Source organism: Photobacterium piscicola (assembly GCF_900166965.1).
GTDB classification, from domain to species: Bacteria; Pseudomonadota; Gammaproteobacteria; order Enterobacterales; family Vibrionaceae; genus Photobacterium; species Photobacterium piscicola.
The window spans coordinates 157904-179584 of sequence record NZ_FUZI01000001.1 but is presented as its reverse complement, the minus strand read 5'-3'; the positions used below and the strand labels follow the sequence as shown (position 1 = coordinate 179584).

The following is a 21681-nucleotide window of genomic DNA, read 5'->3' as shown; positions in this document are numbered from 1 at the left end:
TATATTAATTTATATCTTAATTAATAGTAAGTTATGCTTTTTGTACTTCTATATCTGACATTTCTTCTTTTTGTTTCATGATCTCGTTAAACATAATTCGTGCTTCTTGAGCCAATTCTGATGCTTCAAGTTTCGCTTCTTTCGCTGCCATCGCTTCTGCTGTTAATCGATGCAGCTCTTCTGCTAACTCTTGAGGTACATCACCAGAATCAATACCACTATCACCACTTGCTAATGCTTGGGCACGAATTGTTTTCTTAATTTTCCAGATTGCATTCAGCGCATCACGCTCAGTGTTTGCTGCTTCAATCGCTATATCTTTTAATTGTTCAAATTTTGCAAGTGCCATACCTTCGGTTGACCATGGATCAACATCAGGCAGTTCTTCGATATTAATGACTGGATCTTCATAACCATCTTGGTTTCTTAAATCTAGTGAGGCCGCTTTTACAGCAGATATCATTAACATAACAGTAATAAATAACAGTGGTAATCCACCCACAATTGCGGCTGTTTGTAACGTTGCAAGTCCACCCATAAACATCAGCACTGATGGCATGAACGACATTGCAAAAGCCCAAAATAAACGGTTCCAACGCATAGGCTCTTCTGTTACATCATTTTGAACCACAGAAGCAAGAATATACGAAATAGAGTCAAACGTTGTTGCTGTGAAAATTAAACATAGCAAGGTAAATACAGCAATAACAATGGTACTGAACGGCAGTTGTTCAAGAATAGAGAAGATAGCTTTAGTTGCGCCATCTGCATTTAAAATACCAACCACGTCAAGTGCACCAGATAATTGTAATGATAAGCCATAATTACCCAATACCATAAAGAAGAGGAAGCAACCCATCGAACCGAAGAAGATCGAGCCTGTAACCATCTGCTTAATTGTACGACCACGAGAAATTCGGGCAATAAATAGACCCATACTTGGTGCGAAGACTAGCCACCATGCCCAGTAGAAAATAGTCCAATCTTGTGGGAAGTGTGTATCTTCAAACGTACCATAACCACCGAAAGGTTCTGCCCAAGTTGCCATGATGAAGAAGTTAGATAGCATACGTCCCAATGAATCGAGGCCCGTTTCTAACATGAAAATCGTTGGACCAACAGCAAGAATAAAGGCAAGTAAGCCTAATGCTCCCCAAAAGTTAATGTTACTCAGAACTTTGATGCCTTTTTCCATACCAGCATAAGCAGAGTATCCAAAAATACAGGTACAGATAAGCAATACGATAATCTGTGTTTCTGTCGTCTTAGGCGTGCCAAAGAGATAATGTGCACCTTCAGTAATCAACGGTGCGGCCAAACCTAATGTTGTAGCACCACCACCTAATAATCCAAAAATAAATAACACATCAATAACTTTACCAATCCAACCATGGCTACGCGCTTCACCAATAACAGGCATTAACGCTGCTGAAACTTTCAAGACTGGTTGCTTACGTACATAGAAGAAATACGCAATTGGCACTGCTGGTACAAGGTAAATACACCATGCAATAGGACCCCAGTGGAAAACACCGTAAGTTGCGGCCCAACGAACAGCTTCTTCACTTCCTGGTTGCAATTGAAATGGTGGACTTTGATAATAATAAGCCCACTCAATAGCACCCCAGTACAAAATACTGGCACCGATACCACCACAGAAAAGCATTGCCGCCCATGATGCGGTTTTAAATTCAGGCGCTTCATCTGCATCACCTAATTTAATTTGACCAATATCAGAAAAAACAATATAAATCATAAAGAAAAAGGCAGCCATACCCAGCGCTAAATATAAAAATCCCAGTTGGTCAGTCATGAAGGTTTTTGCAACAGCAATCCACTCCGCGCCTTCTTTTGGAAATAAAAGGAGTGGCACAACCACTGAAATCAACATTGCTAATGCCCCAAAGAATGTGGGCTTATCAATTAATTCGAAGTTTTTACGTAATGTATTCAAACGATATCCTTACTGCTATATATCATCCATGAAAAGTTACACATATGATGTTCTTTTAACACTAATCATACAAATAACATCAGTAATGGTAACGATGAATTTTTTTTATTCTACTTAATGTAATGAATTTTTTGAGCGAATATGACCTCTTTGATGAATTAACAATCAAAAAAAACACTTTCACGTTACAAGTTGAAACAAATAAACAGCTTACTTGCTAATAAAAAGCATGGTGATAATAAAATTATATGCTACATAACCTTATGTATAAGGGACTAGATATGAAATTAATGTTACATAAACAATTGAAGCTATCGGTTTTTAACAATCAATAACTCATTAAATATTTATCGATTATTTTATAGTACAGATGGCATTAAAGTATAATTCAAGCACCGTTATTATAATGACTATCAATTAGTCTCGGCTATTTCTCTTATTGTGTAACTAATGATAATACGACAGTCAATTGCTTCTTATTTTATACTTTAAATAAAAAAGAAGTAAAAATGACAATTAAAAAAGAAAAAATGAGATTTAGTTACAACTATGGTGACTATTTTTAGTGTCTTATTATAAAAGTTAAGTACAATAGGCAAAATTACTTTTATTTAGAATTAATAACATGATTGAAACTCTTTTAAATCTACGCTCTTTAAGAGCTCAAGCGCGTGAAATGTCTATTGAAGATCTACAAGAAGGTCTACAAAAGTTCACCCAAGTCGTTGAAGAACGTCGTGTGGAAGAAGAAGCAGCTAAAGCTGAAAATAAAGAACAAGAAGCAAAACTGCAAAAGTACCGCGATATGCTTGCAGCTGAAGGCATTACACCGGAAGAATTAATTGCATTAATTGGTGACACACCAAAAACCAAGAAAAAGCGAGCTTCTCGTCCAGCTAAATACAAGTTTGTTGATGAAAATGGTGATGAGAAAACGTGGACAGGCCAAGGCCGTACACCTAAAGCACTACAACAATTATTAGATAATGGCGATGCACTCGCAAGCTTCGAAATCTAATTCAGACATAACTTAATTAAGTTAATGTTCAAAAAAACGCTCGTTGTATTAACAATGAGCGTTTTTTATATCAATAAATAATTGAAGAGTAACCTGCTTTTTCTTCTGAATTCATTTATTTTCGGCGGCTTGTTGTTCTGGAGTATCATTTCGAGTTGTAAATAGTTTATAGCTCATAATTAGAATAACTAATGCTTTAATTATCATCATCTGAGGGTTACCAAAATAACCGACCATACCTACAAAACCAGATAGCAACATTAATCTGCGGTATTTTTTCAATTCAGTCATATATAAAGCAATGACAATTACCCCTAAATCAACAAACTGTAATCCTACAGCCAGTGTGGGTTCAGCAATAAAAGCATTAACAGCAACATAGACAATATATGATATGCCTATCACCATAACTGTTGCTAACAATTGAATAATGATTTTTGCTGTTTGAGTAAAATCTTTAAAATATCGATATAAATTAATTGCTGTAACCGATAAATTGAGAATAACTTTCGGCCACCACCCCATTAAAATTGACCATATTGTATCGTTTGTTGCAGAAGCAAAAGCGGCATAACGGGTAACTTTCATGGTGTTAAATATAGTGATTAAGATATAAAACACCACCGATGTCCATCCCAATATATCTTTCAATAAATCAATCACAACACTATCTCTCAACATACCATTAACGATTAATGGTGATCTAATATTAATATTTAACGTATATCCATATATATACTGGAATAATGCTAAAAATTTAGAGGATAATACCATACGATTGTTGATTATTACATCAACCGATAAGACTAATTTTCTTCGATTAATAACTTAACTTATTATTTTATAAAATAAATACATTGAGATAAAATCATAAAAGAGTACAGATAATAGTATTATTGTTTATTCATTATTCAATCAAACTTGAATAATGAATAAATATATTTACATAACACACATATAGCCGTATTATTCGCGGCATGGAGAGATGGCTGAGTGGTTGAAAGCACCGGTCTTGAAAACCGGCATACGTTTATAGCGTATCTAGGGTTCAAATCCCTATCTCTCCGCCACATTCAAAAAAACCGCTAATTTATTAGCGGTTTTTTTATATCTATAATAATCATCTACTTTCAAATCAATCAGTTATCTAAGAAGTAATCATTATTAAAACTTGATTGGCACATAGTGAGTACAGATGCTGTGAGCCTTAATGCCATATTGATAGAATCGTCCGACTCATCACAAGAACGTAATAATGTAATATGATTGTTCAAACAGCTGTAACCATTATTTACTAAACAAGCGGCAATACAGGCATAATAATAACTTGTTATATCTTCGACATCTAATTCTTTTAAAGGCGCTAATTGCATTGCATTCGTCATTTCAGATTTTAAATCAATACTATGCATCGCCATATAGTAAGCATTAGTCGCTGCCATTCTAACCACAGCATGATGAATATCTTGACGCTGATTAAGCGTGATATCACCAACAAGATGTTGAATCGTTTGTAATACTTTTTTATTCTGAGTAGCAAGTGCCGCTGCATAAACAATATATTGCATTCTATTGGTAGATAATAATGATTGCCTAGAGATTAATGCATTAAGTAATTCTGAATGTTCACATGCTTCATCGGTAGTTGGCATAACAATACTCCTAAACTTATGAATGATAATGACTTTATCACTAAGGATGTAACGTTATAATATGCCTATCAATATAAAGTGCAATCTACAGATATGGAGCATAACTCTGTATTTATGATCAATACATCCATAATAAAAAAGATGACAAACGTCACCTCTTTTATACTAGGATTAGCAACAATTGTTTTTACGCAGATACTGAAAACAGCATTTCCACATCATAATTGTCATTCACTAAAGCGCGCTTTAACCGCATAAGATTTTTTATTTGTAATTGTCGAATCCGCTCTCGCGTTAATCCTACTGCATCAGCAACTTCTTGTAATGTTTGCGGTTCATAACCTAATAATCCAAACCGACGACAAATAATTTCACGATCACGTTCAGTTAATGTATATAACATTTTTTTAGTGATCTTTTGCATATCACTACGCTCTATTACTTTATCTACATTCGCATGTTCATCTGCAACAAAAGACGATAACGAATTATGATCATCTTCATTCAATGTCTGTTCAAATGATAAAACATGCTGATTATTTGTTATTAATAAAGTTATGTCATTCACATCACGCTCTAAATAATCAGCAATATCTTCTGGTGATGGCTCATTATTATTTTTAGCCATTAAATCACGATGGGCGCGTAAGATCGTATTCACTTCTTTTGACACATGTACTGGCAATCGAATAGTACGACTTTGATTATGAATTGCCCGTTCAATTGTCTGTTTAATCCACCACGATGCATAAGTAGAAAATCGAAATCCTTTTTCTGGATCAAATTTTTCGACAGCCGTAATTAAACCAATATTTCCTTCATCAATTAAATCACTCAATAACAAAGTAGAAGCTCGATATTTTTTAGCTAAGCTAACAACAAGACGTAAATTAGATTCGATAAGCACACGTTTAGCCTGCTCATCACCCAATAAGGATTTACGACTATAAAGAATTTCGTCGTTTTTTGTTAGCAAAGGTTTAAACGATATATCATTCAAATAAAGCCGAACAACATCATTTTCAAATACTACTTCTTTCATACATCATCCTTGAGTATTTTCTATTATTTACAGATTACATAATAAATCTATTTTTATCCCATTAACAACAATTAATTACAAAAATTTAACCTAAATCTAATAATTTTTTATCAGTTACAAAGATAAAAGCTTAATAGCTATTTTATATATTTACTATATATGACTAAGGTATACTATTTATTATAAAACCTAAATAATGATAGAGTAGATCTAATGCACCCCTTCATGAAAAAAACAATTTTAGTCACCCTTACTGTTGGTGCTCTATTTTCAGCAGCAGCAAATGCAACGAATTCTATTGTTGTGCAATCATGTGTCAGTAACCAGAATTATGATGAACAAGGTCTTATTCTTTGTTTACAACAAGCAACAAAAAGTGCAAAGAATCAAGTTTATAATTTTACAAATCAAGGCGATAAATACAGTAAACAAATTGATAATCAATGCTCTAGCCAAAAAGCTACCATTGATAAAGGACCTATAATAAGTAGCGATAAAGCGACATTAGCCATGTGCTATGCCAACGCATGGTCTGCAGCTCGTGATTCACTACTTGGTGAAAAATACAGTACAACATTAACAACTGATGTTTATAAGGACAAATAATGAGACAGTTATCTGATTACCAACAACAGATTCAGTCATTAGTCTGTAATAATAAATACTCGCTAGCACAAGCAATCTTACAATTAAGATCACTGCTTGAAGATATTGAAAATGATGATGCAATTACAGATACCGCAATGCATACTGAATAAATTATTTATTATTTACAGTTAAGACATATCAAACAGCACCTGTCACAATATCATCATTAATATATGACTCAATTTCTTGATAAAGAAGTTGAGTTGCTGGATTTTGCATTTTTTCATAGTTACTCACCAAGTAATAACTAGGAATATTATCCTGCATAACACCCATATCAATAGCTTCAATAAGAATGCCTTGTTTTAAATACGATTCAACAAAAATACGGTTTATAAAAGCAACACCTATTCCTTGTATTGCTGCTTCAATGGCATGCATTGAATTTTGAAAATATATCTTACTTTGATTAGGGTCTAATTTAATATTATTATTCGCTAAAATTAAATCCCATTGAATTAGTCTATTCGTCGTTTCAATCAAAGTACTCGTTGATAATAATTCTGCTGACAAGTAACTTAAAGGCTTATCAGTATAGTCAGGTGCACAAACAGCAATCATTTGTTCCTGAAATAACAATCGGCAGTATTTTTCATTTGGTTTTTCAATACTATAACGAATTGAAATATCAATATTTTCTTTATTTAAGTCTAACATTTCAATGGTATCAATAAAGACAACCGAAATATCATTTTCACTCAGATATGCGTAATCAATTCGTGGTAATAACCACTTATTTAATAATGTTGGCGGAATCGCTATTGTTATTTTTTGTTTTTTTGTCACGAAACCAATATCTGTCGTTGCCTGATCTAAATCTTTTAAAATCAAACCAATACGATTGAAATAACGCACACCAGCATTGGTTAATTTAATTCCCCTATGTTGGCGAATAAATAATTTTTGACCAATAAATGCTTCAAGTGTCTGAATCTGATGACTCACAGCACCTGGTGTTACAAATAATTCTTCTGCTGCTAATTTAAAGCTATGTAGTCTTGCAGAAGCTTCAAAATAAATAATACCTTTTAATGGGGGAAGTGATCTCACATTGAATCCTTAAGTGATTTTTTCTCAACTATTGGTACAGTTTTATTGATTTGAGCTATTGTAATAAATAACACATTATACGTATAAGATATTTCACCATAACGTTTACTGATTGTTAGATAATGATGACACATTAAAATAACATTAGTTTTAACTAACCCATAGGTACTACTATGAAGATTAAGACGCTTGCTGTGGCGCTGCTTTTTACCCTACCATCTTTTATGTCACAGGCTGCAATGACATTAACCAGTCAAAATATTACTAATGATCAAACATTAAGTAATTCTCAGCTATTTAATCAATGGGGTTGTACTGGTAAGAATGAATCACCACAATTAAGTTGGACTGATATCCCTGCTGGCACAAAAAGCTTTGCTGTAACAATGTATGATCCTGATGCGCCAACAGGAAGTGGTTGGTGGCACTGGAGTGTAATCAACATTCCGGCCAATATCCATTCATTAGCAGAAGGTGCCGGGGCCGTTGGTGGTAAAAACTTACCCAAAGGTGCAAGTATGGTAACTAATGACTTTGGTTTTAAAGGTTTTGGCGGTGCATGTCCTCCACCAAAAGCAAAACCACATAATTACCAAATTACGGTTTATGCCTTAAATACAGCCAATATCAAACTACCTGAAAATGCATCTCCAGCATTAGCGGGTTATAACATCCTTGCTCACGTTATTGGCAAGGCTCGTCTTATCGCGCCAACTAATGCTCGATAAAAGATAATTTCCCATTGAAGCTACTTTAATACTAACAGTAGCTTCAATGGATTAAAGAGTCTTTCTATATCTTATACTCCTAACATCCTTCTATTATTAGCAATTTATATTACCTAACCCGCTTAGATTATCCCCTATACAGAATATCGACCTGTTTACATTTATCATGCTAAATACTGCTATCATTCACATACAGAATGTCATACCATTTAAATAAAGACATTGGATTTAATAAGGAACAGCATGACATATTGGAAAAACCTTCATCTGACTCACCAAACAATCACTGGCTTATCATTATCAATTAATGTTGTTTATCCTCCAGAATTTGAATCTAATATACGCAATGAAATGCGATCGTTAAAAACAAACTATCAATGCCCACAGATCTTTAAGAAAGAAGTAATTAGTATTATTTGTGCTTATGATGGACGATTAGTCAATTTTAATCAGAAGTAATTAACATTATGACTAGATGATAATTAATCAATTAATGTAAATAAAGAAAGGTAAGGTATTAGCGGATAATGCAGTCGATTATGCGTTAGCAGAAAGATTAACGCGAAGATATTTAAAAACAAGCCCCAGAAACTACAAAAGCGCAAATAACAGAGTTATTTACGCTTTTATCAAACTTTATAGATTAACTATAAAATTATAGAGCTACAACGTTTGCAGCTTGAAGACCTTTTTGGCCTTGCTCTACTTCAAAAGACACTTTCTGGCCTTCAGCAAGAGTTTTGAAGCCTTCAGAAGCGATTGCACGGAAGTGAACGAATACGTCAGCACCGCCGTTGTCTTGAGTAATGAAACCAAAACCTTTCTCTTCGTTAAACCACTTTACTAGACCAGTTGATTTGTTAGACATGATGTGTCCCTTATATAAATACTTTAAAATTATCGCAAAATGCGATGCACTGTAACTTGGGTTATTAAAAATGACGATGAAAAGCGAAGGGAAACACTAATTTACACAACAATAACGAAGATGCTTCTAAGGTTTTTCTTTAACTTAATTCTCGTTCAATAACTCTAGCTACAGAGTAAAGGCATAATCTCATTAAACATTGTATTTGTAAAGTTTTTTATAGGTGAGGTTTTATGACCGCTTAAAAAAAAAGCATTGCTATCAAAAACAATACTTTTATCTCATTATAAATAATAACAGTGTTAATAAAATCAATGAATTATCATTAAATTTTAGTGAATACAAAGACCTAATCTAGGCCTTTATATTCTCTCTCGGTATTAGCTAATTATCCTATAAATAGAATGCTTTTTAATTCCCATTAACCGCATTTTTTTTAAATCGATATAATGCTAACAATGGTAATAATGCAACATAAGAAAACATCAAGAAACCAAACGTATAGACAAATGCCAGTAGTGTCGATTGTTGATGTAATAGCACACCCACTTGTGCAATAAAGTTAGGATCAGTCACCGTAGTATGATGCTGCATTGCTTGTTGCTGCAATATTGGATTGGTTGCCGTAATATCAGCGCCTAATGCATGCCACTCCCGTTGTTGAGTACGGCTGAAATAGGTGTTTACGATTGATATACCAAATGAACTACCAATGGTTCGGCATAAATTAAACATTACCGCACCACCAACAGCATATTTTTGCTCAATTGTGCGATATGCCATTTGACTCAGCGGTGCAAACACCAATCCCATCCCCATTCCTTGAATAATTGACGGCACAAGAACCCAATAGAAATTAATATCCATTGAGTACCGCATCATTAAATAAGTACCAAAGATATTAAAACCAAGCCCTACAGCCACCAGCATTCGAGGATCTAATCGATCCATGTATTGTGCCATAACAAGTAACACAATGGCTGAAGCTAACCCACGCGGAGCCATCACAAATCCTGTCGTTTCTACTGGATAATGTAATAACTGTTCTAACATCATTGGTTGAAGTTGGGTAATACCAAATAATCCCATAGAAAAGCCAGCCATGATCAAACATGACACGGCAAGATTACGGTCTTTTAATAGCCACATCGGTGCAACATCCCCTTTTGTACGCAATGAACGCACAATAAAGAATACCCAAGCAATTGCACTGATGATCAATGAAAACAGAATAAAGTTAGACTCAAACCATCCTTCTTCATTACCTCTATCAAGCACCATCTGCAATAAGCCGATACCAATAGCCATACCAATAACTAACGGCCAGTCTAATTTTGACTCGCCTTTATCTTCAATTTTAACAAACAGATAAACTAGCGTCAGACACAATGCGCCAATAGGGACGTTAACGTAGAAAATCCAGCGCCAATCCATATTTTCAGTGATAATACCACCAACAGTAGGCCCTAAAATAGGACCTAATAAAATACCAACGCTAAATAATGCCATGGCTTTACCGCGTTGATCTGCAGGGTAAATTTGCACCATTGTCGATTGTGCCAATGGAATAACTGACGCACCAAATGCACCTTGCATGATTCGAAAGGTAACCATTTCAGTAAGACTATCAGCTTGGCCACATAAAGCTGAAGTAACGACAAAACCGATGACAGAAATAATTAATAATCTACGTACCCCAAATTTAAGCGCAAAATAACTCGCAAGGGGAATAAAAATAGCTTCAGCCATTGAGTAAGAAGTAAGTACCCATGTCACCTGTTCAGACGTAACCCCTAGTGCCCCCATCATATGCGGTAAAGCAACGTTGGCAATCGTCATATCCAGCAATACCATGATCGCTGATAACATAACGGCTAAGGTGATCCATAAACGGTTAGCTGGTGTAACTGACCCACTCATTAGTTAGTCTCTGATTGAGTATCAATAGTAACATTTGCACTCGCACCAACGCGCAATAATGGCTTATTTTTCAAATCAATAAACTTCACACGCACAGGGAAACGCTGTGGTACTTTCACCCAGTTACCCGTTGCATTTTCAGCGGGTAATAATGAGAAAGATGAACCACTGGCAGGAGAAAGAGCCTCGATTTGTCCTTGATAAGTTACATCGGGATACATATCTAATGTAACCTTTGCAGTCATACCCACTTTTAATAAGCCAATATCTTTCTCTTTGTAGTTAGCTTGTAGCCATGCAGTGTTATCTTCAATTAATGGCATCATCGCCAAACCAGGAGAGACAACACTACCAGGACGAACACTGACCTTACCTAGCTCACCATCGTATGGCGCATAGATATTAGTATAAGAAAGGTTTAATGTTGCTTGGCTTAAGGCCGCCGCTGCTTGCTTAACTTGTGGGGCTTCATTACCTTTCGCACCTTGTTGGTTAATCAATTGCGACATTTTTGCACGCGCGGCTTCAAGTGAGGTTTGAGCACCCGCCAACTTGGCTTTTATATCATCACCTTGTTGTGCAGGTAATACTTTACGATTCACTAAATCCATTACACGATGATAGCTTTTTTGAATATCAACCAAGTTCGCATCAGCTGCACGTACATTAGCACTTGCCGCTAAAATTGCATCATCAGTGGCTTTATTTTGTTGTGTTGCCACTTCATAAGCAGCTTTCGCTTGTTCTAGCTCAATTTCATAAGGAGCAGGATCAATCTTAACCAGTAAGTCCCCTTCAGTAACATGCTGATAGTTTTCAACATTAACATTAAGAACTTTGCCGCTGATTTGTGGTGCAACATAAAGAATGTTGGCATGAATATAAGCATCATCAGTACTTGGATATAATTTTTGATGACGGATATAAAAATATCCTGCGGTACCTAAACCGGCAGCAATAACAATAAAAATAATAATATTTCGAAACTTATTTGTTTTTTTTGTTGCGTTTGATTGTTCTACTTGAGCCGTATCTGTCGTTGCCATGGATTTATCCTATTTAGCTAAAAGTTAGCTAAATTTGAGTCTAGATGATAAGAATTATTTTCGCTTAAAATGTTTCTTATATTCATCATGCATACATACTGATAGTCTTAATATAACTACCAGTATCGCGCTAAAAATAAGTACTATCTATAAGCTATAAAATAATAAGCTTGCACACCAAGGCTTTCAAGTGCAGAAAACAGTGAACCACAGCACAAACAACCACAATGATACTGATTTTTACGGCTTATTTAATATGATTTAGAGTAAATGCATTAAAATAGTGATTTTACTTCGCTAAATAGCCTTAATAATAGAGATTTTAATTATCGAAAGAAGGTGACTTTAAATATAAAAACTTAATAACCACTTTTATTTATGGTTGTTTTTTAAACATTTTGACACTAATCTCTGCCATTAAAATGAAATATTATCTATCTCGATATATTTTGAACAAATTTAAAAACAAAAACCCTAAAAAAATAGGGCTTTATTATCAATTATGTTTGAATATTTTCACACCAATAAACCATACAGTATTTAACGTAAGCGACTTACTTTATCCACTAAATATAAAATGGAACGATATTCAATACCACTGTGCTCTGATAGTCCAATTTCACAAGTTCGACTATTTGAATACCCTTCACTACATCCTTGTGGTACCTGTGCCTTTAACGGTGCAAGAGCACTTGCATTAAGTTCAGGTTTAGTAAAACCTTTGTCTCCAGCAAAACCACAACAACTAATATCATCGGGAATAATAACATTTAATGCACATGCTTTAGTCACTTGTTCAATCAGAGGCGCTAGACCTTGACGTCGAGAAGTACAGGTAATATGTAACATTACAGGCTCTGGCTGCGGTATGATTTTTAATCTTGGTAAAACAAATTCAGCAACAAACTTAAACGGTTCATAAATAATCAATTCTTTACGTAAATGTTGTTTACTGGCGCTAGCACATGGACTGGTATCCATCAAAATTGGATATTGGCCTTGTTCTGAAGCTGCCCACAGCGCTTGCTCCAGTTGTTGCGCTTTAAGGTGTGCTGTTTCGGGAAAGCCTTTACTTGTATAAGGCATGCCACAACATTGATTATTTAAATTAGCTGGAAAAATAACCTCATAACCCGCTTTTTCCAATAACGATATCGTAACTTCAGCTAATGGGCGTTTATCCTTTGCTTGTGCTTCAACCCCCATATTTCGAGCTGCACAACTTGGGAAATACACTATCCGCTCTTTGGTGATACCACTAATAATTGGAGCAACTATTTTTGTAGCTGGCAACGGTAAATGTACGGTCCATTGTGGAATTTTATGGCCTGATAGTTGATAAACCTTTTGCGTGAGCTTATGCATTCTATTGGTACCTAATAGGGTATGCATCTTATTCGCAACAGTTAATCCAGCCTTCGCTGACGCTGTTACCGTTGCAAAATGGTTTCCTGTCCACGATGCTATTTTCTTTGCTTTTTCCGTATGGTTCTGACGTAATTTTCGAACTAAATCACCCGTATTAATACCAACAGGACAACGCTCTGCACACAATCCTGTCGCAGCACACGTATCGAGCCCATAGTAACGGTAGGTTTTTTCCATCGCCGCTAAACGAGCAGGATCCTCATCACTACGCCGTAAGCGTGATATTTCACGAAACACAGTATTACGCTGACGTGGTGTTAATGATAAATTACGCGAAGGGCACACAGGCTCACAAAAACCACATTCCACGCATTTATCAATAAGTTCATCAGCAACGGGCATGGCTTTCAAATTTTTAATATGTGATTTTTTATCCGCGTTAATGATCACGCCAGGATTTAAAATACCCTGCGTATCAAAAATACCTTTAATTGCGAGCATTAACTGATAACCGTCATTTCCCCATTCAAGTTCAATAAAAGGCGCCATATTACGGCCAGTACCATGTTCTGCTTTTAATGAACCTTGGTAATCAACAGCAACCAATTGAGCCACAGCATCCATAAAAGCGCTGTAACGTTCAATTTCAGCCTGTGTATCAAATGACTGCGTGAAAACAAAATGCAAATTACCCGCTAAAGCATGACCAAAAATAATGGCTTCATGATATTCAAATTGTACGAACAGTGTTTGTAAATCACGTACAGCGGGTGCCAATTGAGCAATAGGAAAGGCAACATCTTCAATTATTACTGTAGTACCACTTTCTCGTACAGCGCCAACAGCAGGAAACAGCTCTTTACGAATACCCCATAATTGCTCACAAACTTTAGTATCACGACTAAAATTCACTTGTTCAATTGGCGAAAATGCATTGATTATCTGTTGTATTCCATCACTTTGAAGACCTAAATCTTGTTCATCTTCAGCATGCAACTCAATTAATAGCGCCGCCGCTTCAGTGTTGCCATCAAGACCCAGTTGAGCAATAAAGCGTGGCATACCGGGTTTTTCTGCCACAGATGCCAATGAACGATTATCCATTAGCTCTACCGCTGCGACACGGGTTTTACTCAATTGGCTTACAGCAAGGCATGTTTGTTCGATGTCAGCAAAGACAAACAAACCTGATGCTTTAAAAGCATGGTTTACTACTGTGTTGTAAGTGACATCCGCAATAAAACCTAATGTCCCTTCGGAGCCAACAAATAAGTGCTGTAACACATCAATGGGATCATCAAAATCCACCAGCGCATTTAAACTGTAACCCGTGGTATTTTTTAAGCGGTATTTATGGCGGATCTTATCAGCTAAAACACGGTTAGCCTGACATTCACTCACCAATAACATTAATTCTGAGATCATCTCAGCATGGCTTTTTTTAAATGCAGCAATACTGTTGAGATCTAACGTATTAAGTAACGTACCATCAGCCAATACCACCGTCATTCCAGCAACCGTACGGTAACTATTTTGTGAAGTACCACAGCACATTCCAGATGCATTATTGGCAACAATACCACCGATTTTACAACTATTAATAGAGCCAGGATCCGGGCCAATTTTACGTCCAAATGGCGCTAAAATAGTATTTGCCTCAGCACCAATAATTCCCGGTTGCAACCAGATTTGAGCCCCATCATTCAGTACTTTATAATCACGCCACCGACGCGTTAATGTAATTAACACCGAATCTGATTGAGCTTGACCGGAAAGGCTCGTACCGGCAGCACGAAAAGTAACAGCAATTTTACGTTCATAACACGTTTTAACGGCAAAAATAACTTCATCAAGCGTATCAAGCTGTAGAACTAATTGCGGTAACAAACGGTAAAAACTGGCATCAGTACCATAAGCAAACAGTAATGTTGGATCGGTAATAATTCTTTTTTCATCAATTTGCTGGCGTAATTGTTCTATCAAATCCGTATAAACAGGCTGCATCATTGCTCCATGTAATTATTGTTAAGCATATCTATCATGCTTACTATTTTAATAAAGGATGAATAATTTTACTGCTATAGGTATAGTTGATATATATTGATTAATTCACATCTATGTTGCAAAAACTATACTAATGCAAACCACTAAAAATTTATTACTGTTCTATCATCTGATTGAAACTGGATCATTTTGTAAAGCGGCAGATCACATCGGTTTAACTAAGTCCGTCGTCAGTAAGCGTATAACAGGGTTAGAAACTGCGTTAGGTGTACAGCTCATTTACCGTACCACCCGTAAATTGACACTAACAGAAGCTGGTAAAGTGTTTTATCACCATGCCAGAGAAGTGTATAACGCCGTTCAAAATGCCAATGATGCTATGAATGGTTTGGGTGAAAGTTTAACGGGTACTATTCGATTAACGGTGCCTACTATCTCTGGTGAACTTATTTTGCCAGAGGCGATAGCCGCTTTTAGTGAGAAATATCCCGATATTCATATTGAAATGGATCTTGATAATCGTTTTGTTGACTTGGTACAAGAAGGGTTTGATTTAGCTATTCGTACAGGCGCAATGCCTGATTCTAGCTTTATTGCACGCCAATTAGTTGAAGCGCGTTGGGTTATATGTGGTGCACCATGTTACCTTGCTCGACGAGGAACCCCCACCAATACAGAACAATTAAGTCATCATAATTGCTTAGGCTATAGCTTCCAAGAAACAGGGGCAAATGCTTGGCTCGTCAACGACAATTTAGGTCCCCATACCATCCATGTTCATGGCAATTTTACCACCAATAACGCTTCGGCATTGCGCGGAGCGGCATTACATGGTCAAGGCTTAGTTTACGTGCCAAAAGTATTAGTGGCTCAAGATTTAGCTCAAGGCACATTAGTTGAAGTATTGGCACCTTATGTTGCTAAATCATTAGGCATTTATGCGGTATATCCTTATACCAAACAACAACCAACGAAAGTGAAGTTATTCATTGAGCATTTATATTATTATTATCAACGTCAGCGTGATCAGTTCCAATAAATATTGATAACACTATTTAATACTGATCACATCAAACCATATGACGTTATTACTTATATGGATATCAACTTCTTCATCGATATTACGTCCAAGTAATGCTTCACCAAAGGGTGATGTAGGTGTAACAATAATCACATTTTGTCCATCAATCGTAAACTTTAACCCACCAGCCGCAGGGCCTAAAAATACGTGTTTCACATTACCGTCATAGTCTTCTAAAGTAACTAAATGGCCAACGACGACAGTATCTTGTTGTATAGGCATTGAGGCAAATAAGTGCTGGTACGCACTAATATCATCTTTGCATTCAGCCACCCGCTGTGCCTGACCATGAGCAAGATACGAGGCTTCTAATGCAAAGGTATCATATTTATTTTCAGCTACATTTTCATCATCTGTAGCAGTATTGTAAGCTCGCATTGCAGCTTCAGTCGCTATTTGTAATGTCTGTTCTAACTGTTGCTGAATACGCTCGAGTAATACAACTTTATTCATCACAGATCCCTCTATATAACCAAATGGGCGCTGATTATACATTGAATAGAGAGACAAACAAAAACGGCAATAACCTATTAGCATCAGTGCAGCTTCACATTAAAGAATTCCACTTAGGTGCCGATATGTTTTGGTATTTATTATTACAAAGCCTAGGTTTATTTATATGTATATTGTTAAACGATTTTTATGTGTGCTATGTCTGGTGATAGCACAACCAACAATGGCATTGACGCAGATCCATTTACTCAATTATAAAGATAGCTATGGCAATATTTCATTAAAAGACAGTGGCAATATTCGCTTACCCGATCCTTTAACCGTTAATGGTAACCTTAATCTCGAGAATAGCCGCATTAACATGTTGCCTTTACGCCTTATTGTAAAAGGGAATCTTAATTTAGCTTATAGCAATATTGAGCACTTACCTTTAGCCCTCAATGTTGATGGCTATATCAATCTTGCTTATTCTAAAATTAAAGAACTTAACTTTGGTTTACGAGTACTCGGCGATCTTAGTGTTGCTCATACCCAATTGAAAAAATTACCAGATAACCTTTATGTAAAAGGTGATTTATTGCTTCAAAATAGCAAAATTCTAACATTGCCGAATAAGTTGGTCGTCGACGGTAATATTTATATTGGCAATATGCCACTCCAATATCTTCCAAGCGATATTATTATTGGCGGATCGTTATATAGATAACAATAAAAATTGCATATATATGAGTAAGAACAATTTACTTAATGCCAAAGCAATCGATTGCTTGGGTATGGAAAAATTAATATCAGCATTAATATTTAAAGGAAGTATAAGTTAGCCAGAAATGTTGTAACGTAAATCTGTATTTCTGGCCACTTTGGCCGTTGATATTTGTTATGAACAATCTTCAACAAACACTTAATTAGAGGATAATTAAGTGTATTCATTCCTTTATCACCTATAAAGAAATGTTTGTTTCAAACCTAAGCTTTAATAGCTTTAGTTGTTTGATTTTTATGGTAAAACCACTGTCTACGACTGCGTGTTTTCATTATAAACCTCTCATTTTTTCCCTATGAGCAAGGTTGATATCACTATATATTAATACCGTTCTTACTCGACTATTCGTGTTCTACTTAACCAATATTATATGACGTTATAATGACACATTAATTGAATTATTATGAACAACATCATTTGCGTATCTATTTATGACAACAACTTCTAAGAACAAGTTCCATTGTGAATAAATATTACTGTGATAAGACTTCGTGGAGGGTAATTTAGGAAAGAATATAAACTAAGACTTTCTGATTTTTAAAATAACTTTCACCTAACGATCTATATCAACACAGTTAATATAATTATATTTTTACTTTTTGACAACTCTTCTCATCTGTTTTTTTGTGAGATATCTCTTTCTTTTATTAATTATATGATTAAATAAAGGCTAACACCTTGCTAAACAAGGTAAAAATAACCTACTTTTATTTTTACTTTATCTAACAATTCTTTTTTAAGATTGAATATTTCCCCCCTCTTTACTTAAAAACTGCCTACAACACTTATTTTTCGGTTTTTAAGCATTATTAGAATGCAAATATCATTCAAACATCTATGCTTAATAGTGCGAAAAGGTTTCAGGTTTGGGAAAGCATAATGACAATACACAGTATCTCTATTGAACTTACAGCTAATGCGCCTAAAAATGTATTGTTTGCCTTACTTTCAGATCATGAGCAACTACACCGTTTTTTTAATGCTAATTACATCTTACTACGTGCAGGTAAACCGCATAACAATGGCATTGGCGCTATTCGTGAAGTAAACAACGGCTTTTTTACTTATCAAGAGCAGATTATTGACTTTAAAGAAAATGAACATCTTCATTATAAAATTATCACTGGTGCCCCTATTGCTGAACATGGCAGCTGGATTAAATTTATCAGTATCAATACAGAGCAAACTAAAATTCAATACCACATGACCTTCTCACCTAAATTTATTGGTACAGGGTGGCTGATCAAGCAACATATTCATCGCTTCATTAAATTAGCATTGGTAAAGTTAATTCATTTTAGTGAAACCAATCCTCAACTGATCAATCAAGCTATCGCTAAAGATCCTTCAACTAATGTTAACCCAAAGATCTAACTCTTGATAATAATGCGGTGTGACTCCACAGATCTTACTTTTTAAACCAGTTACCCACTCAATAATTGATCCTAGCCCTATAAATTAATATGTATTTATTGATTAATAGTCATATCTAGCCATGTTTGTGAGTATATTCTATGACTAAAAATCAACCACTACTAACGACTGAGCGCTTAATTCTACGTCCTTTAGAATTATCTGACGCGACCAAGATCCAACTACTAGCCGGCAATGTTGATATCGCTAATGGTACAATTAGTGTCCCACATCCTTATTCTGATGGTATGGCAGGAAAGTGGATAGGTAAACATTTAGCAGGTTGGCATAGTCACCAGTCCGCTATTTTTGCTATCACTCTAAAAAGTAATCACCAACTTATCGGCTGTGCAGGATTAGAAAATATTAGCCAGCATAGCGCACAGCTAGGTTATTGGATTGGTGTCCCTTTCTGGGGCAATGGCTATTGTACAGAAGCAGTTGAGCGCATAAAAGAATTTGGGTTTAATAAACTCAATTTACAACATCTTTATGGCCGACATTTAAAAACAGTATCAGGCCCTGAAAATGTCATGATCAAAATTGGCATGAAACATGTTCCCTCTCTTACCATTCCTAGTCATCATATCTCACAAGATAATATTGCGATCTATGAGGTACTAAAACAAGCAGCGTCATAACAAAGAGAATAATATGAAGAGCCATTCACGAGATGATCATTAGGGTGAAAGTAGCATTTACAGTTATTAATCGTTAGCATACTCATAACTGAACGTTACTTATTACTGAGTTTTAATCGTGAAATCACCTTGTGTCGCTAAATGTAAAAATAATGCTGGTATTTGCAGTGGCTGCTTACGGACAATGACAGAAATCAGCCACTGGATAGCTTATCCAGAACCTCAACAACTAGCAATCATGGCACAAATAAAAGCCATAACACCAACCCATCAGTGCCCACAATGCCAACAGCCCGCACAATGCGATATTCAAGCAGGAAAAGCGACCTGCTGGTGCTTTGAAATTGAACCTCGCCAAACACTCACTGATACAGCCAATGCTTGCCTATGTCGCCAGTGTCTATCCTTATTACCAACCTTATAATATTTCACTATTGGCATACAAAAATAACCTCGATACTATCTGGAACCGATATGGACATTAAAGTTAATAAGCGTCAAGGACAACTGCTTAGTGAAACGATAGCTCAATGGCAGCAACAGCACCTAATTGATGATCAACAGGCGCAGCAATTGCGCCAAAGTTACCACGTTATTACTTTTGATTGGAAACTCCTCGCGGTCTATTCCTTTTGGATTGCTATTGCCTGCTTTATTCTTTCGGTGATCTTATTGGTGGCCGATGATTATCTGATTGCCTTAATCTCACGTATCATCAACACACCAGCAAGTGTATTAACGCTACTGAGTACAATACTTGCTGGACTATTATTTTTCTTTGGCGTTAGACGTCGCCAACGTCATCCAGAAAAAACAGTCAGTAATGAAGCCATGTTCTTTTTTGGCGTACTTATAACGGCAGTCGCGAGTGGATTTCTTAGTCATACCACTTTAGTGCTACATTGGCGTGAAAGTATTTTTATACTCATCCCTACGATAGCTTATACGGTAATCGGGCTTCAACTTCGTTCTGTTTTAGTGTGGTTATTTGCTTTATTCGGGATTGGATTATGGGTGCTAACTGAAACATCTTATCTTGCACAAGATCACTTCCTCTTTTGGGGAATGAACATTCCATTACGGTTTATTTTTGTGGGAATATTAATTGTCGGATTAAGTACGATTTTTAAGCCTCATAGCCGATTTTACTTTGCAAAAGAAGCCACACTATTTGTTGGGTTAATTTATTTCTTTAATGCACTATGGATGCTAACTATTTTTGGTAACTATGACAGTTTACGAGCTTGGTCTCATGTGAAACAGATCGAGCTCTGGGGCTGGAGTGTAGCAATGCTTTTTATCACTATAGGCGCCATTTTTTACGGAATTAAAAACAACAATGCTTTAATACGCGCGTTTGGCATTATCTTTTTGTTACTGTGTCTCTATAGCCGTTATTTTGAATACTTCTGGGATACATTACACAAAGCACTCTTTTTTGCGATATTAGCATTAAGTTTTTGGGGAATAGGCAGCCGTGCCGAAAAAATTTGGCAATTAGGATCCAAAAATTAATAAAGAGCCGCTGTGATCATAATAATAAACCAGCGGCATAATGATGAATTTATCGAATCGAACAGAAGACTAGCAAATAGAAGTATCTCTTATTTAACTGCGTGTTGTTCTAAATTGTATAATCGAATTTCATGTAACACACGCTCAGTTAACATATCATTCATTGTGTTTCGCATTGATTCCTGCATATTCGAAATAACAGGAAACACATTTTGATTCATTTCATCTAAGCAATTTTTAGATACTTTCATTTTCAAATCAAACTCAAACGAAGCAAGCGCTAAAAATTTTTCCATTCGCTCGATAATAATGTCGACCATGTAACTATCTGCACCTAAATCTAACAATTCCTGTTCAACAATTAATTCTAACGGCGTACGATCGCGAGGCTGTTCTTTTACTGGAAACGCAAGAATATTTGACATCATATCCTCCTCATAATCAGTAATAATCATCCGTTGATAATTATTATAATAACAATATTGCTACATTCATCCTATGTGTAATTTTAGCAATT

The 21681-nt window shown here is 35.7% G+C and carries 22 protein-coding genes and 1 tRNA gene; 12 read left to right on the top strand and 11 right to left on the bottom strand.

Annotated elements, in window-relative coordinates:
* Positions 1-31: 31 nt before the first annotated feature.
* Positions 32-1954, bottom strand: coding sequence for a BCCT family transporter (locus tag CZ809_RS00840; protein ID WP_080155558.1), 1923 nt, complete (start codon positions 1952-1954; stop codon positions 32-34).
* Positions 1955-2570: 616 nt separating this feature from the next.
* Here CZ809_RS00840 and CZ809_RS00835 point away from each other — a divergent pair.
* On the top strand, positions 2571-2972 hold the full coding sequence (locus CZ809_RS00835; RefSeq protein ID WP_210434268.1) for an H-NS family histone-like protein: 402 nt from the start codon (positions 2571-2573) through the stop codon (positions 2970-2972).
* A gap of 111 nt (positions 2973-3083) precedes the next feature.
* On the opposite strand, the gene CZ809_RS00830 is transcribed toward CZ809_RS00835, so the two are convergent.
* A complete protein-coding gene (locus tag CZ809_RS00830) occupies positions 3084-3653 on the bottom strand; it encodes a hypothetical protein (RefSeq protein WP_080156512.1) in 570 nt (189 codons plus the stop codon).
* Between the two features lie 298 nt (positions 3654-3951).
* Between CZ809_RS00830 and CZ809_RS00825 the strand changes: the two genes are divergently transcribed.
* Positions 3952-4042 (top strand) — tRNA-Ser (locus tag CZ809_RS00825).
* Positions 4043-4111: 69 nt separating this feature from the next.
* Here CZ809_RS00825 and CZ809_RS00820 read toward each other — a convergent pair.
* Together CZ809_RS00820 and rpoS are read right to left on the bottom strand one after the other, a co-directional pair.
* The gene (locus tag CZ809_RS00820; protein WP_080155556.1) at positions 4112-4624 is read right to left on the bottom strand and encodes a hypothetical protein; all 513 of its coding nucleotides are present in this window, start codon (positions 4622-4624) and stop codon (positions 4112-4114) included.
* Between the two features lie 187 nt (positions 4625-4811).
* Complete coding sequence (gene rpoS, locus CZ809_RS00815) at positions 4812-5666, bottom strand: RNA polymerase sigma factor RpoS (RefSeq protein WP_080155555.1); 855 nt, start codon at positions 5664-5666, stop codon at positions 4812-4814.
* Positions 5667-5891: 225 nt separating this feature from the next.
* On the opposite strand from rpoS, the gene CZ809_RS00810 reads away from it, so the two are divergent.
* Together CZ809_RS00810 and CZ809_RS21085 are read left to right on the top strand one after the other, a co-directional pair.
* Complete coding sequence (locus tag CZ809_RS00810; RefSeq protein ID WP_235865753.1) at positions 5892-6272, top strand: hypothetical protein; 381 nt, start codon at positions 5892-5894, stop codon at positions 6270-6272.
* The gene (locus CZ809_RS21085) at positions 6272-6424 is read left to right on the top strand and encodes a hypothetical protein (protein WP_158258923.1); all 153 of its coding nucleotides are present in this window, start codon (positions 6272-6274) and stop codon (positions 6422-6424) included. Before CZ809_RS00810 ends, CZ809_RS21085 begins: the two co-directional genes overlap by 1 nt.
* Positions 6425-6452: 28 nt before the next feature.
* Here CZ809_RS21085 and CZ809_RS00805 read toward each other — a convergent pair whose 3' ends face one another.
* On the bottom strand, positions 6453-7364 hold the full coding sequence (locus CZ809_RS00805) for a LysR family transcriptional regulator (RefSeq protein ID WP_080155553.1): 912 nt from the start codon (positions 7362-7364) through the stop codon (positions 6453-6455).
* 173 nt (positions 7365-7537) lie between these two features.
* On the opposite strand from CZ809_RS00805, the gene CZ809_RS00800 reads away from it, so the two are divergent.
* Both CZ809_RS00800 and CZ809_RS00795 read left to right on the top strand, forming a co-directional pair.
* Entirely contained in the window at positions 7538-8092 is a 555-nt protein-coding gene (locus tag CZ809_RS00800) for a YbhB/YbcL family Raf kinase inhibitor-like protein (protein WP_080155552.1), read from the top strand.
* A gap of 243 nt (positions 8093-8335) precedes the next feature.
* Entirely contained in the window at positions 8336-8551 is a 216-nt protein-coding gene (locus CZ809_RS00795) for a hypothetical protein (RefSeq protein ID WP_080155551.1), read from the top strand.
* 196 nt (positions 8552-8747) lie between these two features.
* On the opposite strand, the gene cspE is transcribed toward CZ809_RS00795, so the two are convergent.
* The 4 genes from cspE to CZ809_RS00775 form a co-directional block, all read right to left on the bottom strand.
* A complete protein-coding gene (gene cspE, locus CZ809_RS00790) occupies positions 8748-8960 on the bottom strand; it encodes a transcription antiterminator/RNA stability regulator CspE (protein WP_036791338.1) in 213 nt (70 codons plus the stop codon).
* Positions 8961-9371: 411 nt separating this feature from the next.
* Entirely contained in the window at positions 9372-10880 is a 1509-nt protein-coding gene (locus CZ809_RS00785) for a DHA2 family efflux MFS transporter permease subunit (RefSeq protein WP_080155550.1), read from the bottom strand.
* Complete coding sequence (locus tag CZ809_RS00780) at positions 10880-11926, bottom strand: HlyD family secretion protein (protein WP_080155549.1); 1047 nt, start codon at positions 11924-11926, stop codon at positions 10880-10882. The genes CZ809_RS00785 and CZ809_RS00780 overlap by 1 nt, the downstream gene beginning before the upstream one ends.
* A gap of 540 nt (positions 11927-12466) precedes the next feature.
* On the bottom strand, positions 12467-15301 hold the full coding sequence (locus tag CZ809_RS00775; RefSeq protein ID WP_210434256.1) for an FAD-binding and (Fe-S)-binding domain-containing protein: 2835 nt from the start codon (positions 15299-15301) through the stop codon (positions 12467-12469).
* Between the two features lie 130 nt (positions 15302-15431).
* On the opposite strand from CZ809_RS00775, the gene CZ809_RS00770 reads away from it, so the two are divergent.
* Positions 15432-16337 (top strand): LysR family transcriptional regulator, encoded by a 906-nt coding sequence (locus tag CZ809_RS00770; protein ID WP_080155547.1) that lies wholly within the window; start codon positions 15432-15434, stop codon positions 16335-16337.
* Between the two features lie 12 nt (positions 16338-16349).
* On the opposite strand, the gene CZ809_RS00765 is transcribed toward CZ809_RS00770, so the two are convergent.
* Positions 16350-16832 (bottom strand): GreA/GreB family elongation factor, encoded by a 483-nt coding sequence (locus CZ809_RS00765; protein ID WP_080155546.1) that lies wholly within the window; start codon positions 16830-16832, stop codon positions 16350-16352.
* 166 nt (positions 16833-16998) lie between these two features.
* Between CZ809_RS00765 and CZ809_RS00760 the strand changes: the two genes are divergently transcribed.
* The 5 genes from CZ809_RS00760 (at position 16999) to CZ809_RS00740 (ending at position 21164) form a co-directional block, all read left to right on the top strand.
* Positions 16999-17538 carry a hypothetical protein gene (locus tag CZ809_RS00760; protein ID WP_144396127.1) on the top strand — a complete coding sequence of 180 codons (540 nt, stop codon included), beginning with the start codon at positions 16999-17001 and terminating at the stop codon, positions 17536-17538.
* 936 nt (positions 17539-18474) lie between these two features.
* Entirely contained in the window at positions 18475-18969 is a 495-nt protein-coding gene (locus CZ809_RS00755; protein ID WP_235865752.1) for an SRPBCC family protein, read from the top strand.
* A gap of 140 nt (positions 18970-19109) precedes the next feature.
* Positions 19110-19649, top strand: coding sequence for a GNAT family N-acetyltransferase (locus CZ809_RS00750; protein ID WP_080155545.1), 540 nt, complete (start codon positions 19110-19112; stop codon positions 19647-19649).
* 118 nt (positions 19650-19767) lie between these two features.
* Complete coding sequence (locus CZ809_RS00745; protein ID WP_080155544.1) at positions 19768-20073, top strand: DUF1289 domain-containing protein; 306 nt, start codon at positions 19768-19770, stop codon at positions 20071-20073.
* A gap of 50 nt (positions 20074-20123) precedes the next feature.
* On the top strand, positions 20124-21164 hold the full coding sequence (locus CZ809_RS00740) for a DUF2157 domain-containing protein (RefSeq protein ID WP_080155543.1): 1041 nt from the start codon (positions 20124-20126) through the stop codon (positions 21162-21164).
* A gap of 89 nt (positions 21165-21253) precedes the next feature.
* On the opposite strand, the gene CZ809_RS00735 is transcribed toward CZ809_RS00740, so the two are convergent.
* Positions 21254-21589: a hypothetical protein gene (locus CZ809_RS00735; RefSeq protein WP_080155542.1), complete on the bottom strand. Its 336-nt coding sequence runs from the start codon at positions 21587-21589 to the stop codon at positions 21254-21256.
* Positions 21590-21681: the final 92 nt, after the last annotated feature.

Bases quoted from the DNA above. Each gene is read 5' to 3' on its own strand.
- CZ809_RS00830 (WP_080156512.1), bottom strand. From the start codon at position 3,653: ATGTTGAGAGATAGTGTTGTGATTGATTTATTGAAAGATATATTGGGA.
- CZ809_RS00820 (WP_080155556.1), bottom strand. From the start codon at position 4,624: ATGCCAACTACCGATGAAGCATGTGAACATTCAGAATTACTTAATGCA.
- rpoS (WP_080155555.1), bottom strand. From the start codon at position 5,666: ATGAAAGAAGTAGTATTTGAAAATGATGTTGTTCGGCTTTATTTGAAT.
- CZ809_RS00810 (WP_235865753.1), top strand. From the start codon at position 5,892: ATGAAAAAAACAATTTTAGTCACCCTTACTGTTGGTGCTCTATTTTCA.
- CZ809_RS21085 (WP_158258923.1), top strand. From the start codon at position 6,272: ATGAGACAGTTATCTGATTACCAACAACAGATTCAGTCATTAGTCTGT.
- CZ809_RS00800 (WP_080155552.1), top strand. From the start codon at position 7,538: ATGAAGATTAAGACGCTTGCTGTGGCGCTGCTTTTTACCCTACCATCT.
- CZ809_RS00795 (WP_080155551.1), top strand. From the start codon at position 8,336: ATGACATATTGGAAAAACCTTCATCTGACTCACCAAACAATCACTGGC.
- cspE (WP_036791338.1), bottom strand. From the start codon at position 8,960: ATGTCTAACAAATCAACTGGTCTAGTAAAGTGGTTTAACGAAGAGAAA.
- CZ809_RS00785 (WP_080155550.1), bottom strand. From the start codon at position 10,880: ATGAGTGGGTCAGTTACACCAGCTAACCGTTTATGGATCACCTTAGCC.
- CZ809_RS00780 (WP_080155549.1), bottom strand. From the start codon at position 11,926: ATGGCAACGACAGATACGGCTCAAGTAGAACAATCAAACGCAACAAAA.
- CZ809_RS00775 (WP_210434256.1), bottom strand. From the start codon at position 15,301: ATGATGCAGCCTGTTTATACGGATTTGATAGAACAATTACGCCAGCAA.
- CZ809_RS00770 (WP_080155547.1), top strand. From the start codon at position 15,432: ATGCAAACCACTAAAAATTTATTACTGTTCTATCATCTGATTGAAACT.
- CZ809_RS00765 (WP_080155546.1), bottom strand. From the start codon at position 16,832: ATGAATAAAGTTGTATTACTCGAGCGTATTCAGCAACAGTTAGAACAG.
- CZ809_RS00760 (WP_144396127.1), top strand. From the start codon at position 16,999: ATGTATATTGTTAAACGATTTTTATGTGTGCTATGTCTGGTGATAGCA.
- CZ809_RS00755 (WP_235865752.1), top strand. From the start codon at position 18,475: ATGACAATACACAGTATCTCTATTGAACTTACAGCTAATGCGCCTAAA.
- CZ809_RS00750 (WP_080155545.1), top strand. From the start codon at position 19,110: ATGACTAAAAATCAACCACTACTAACGACTGAGCGCTTAATTCTACGT.
- CZ809_RS00740 (WP_080155543.1), top strand. From the start codon at position 20,124: ATGGACATTAAAGTTAATAAGCGTCAAGGACAACTGCTTAGTGAAACG.
- CZ809_RS00735 (WP_080155542.1), bottom strand. From the start codon at position 21,589: ATGTCAAATATTCTTGCGTTTCCAGTAAAAGAACAGCCTCGCGATCGT.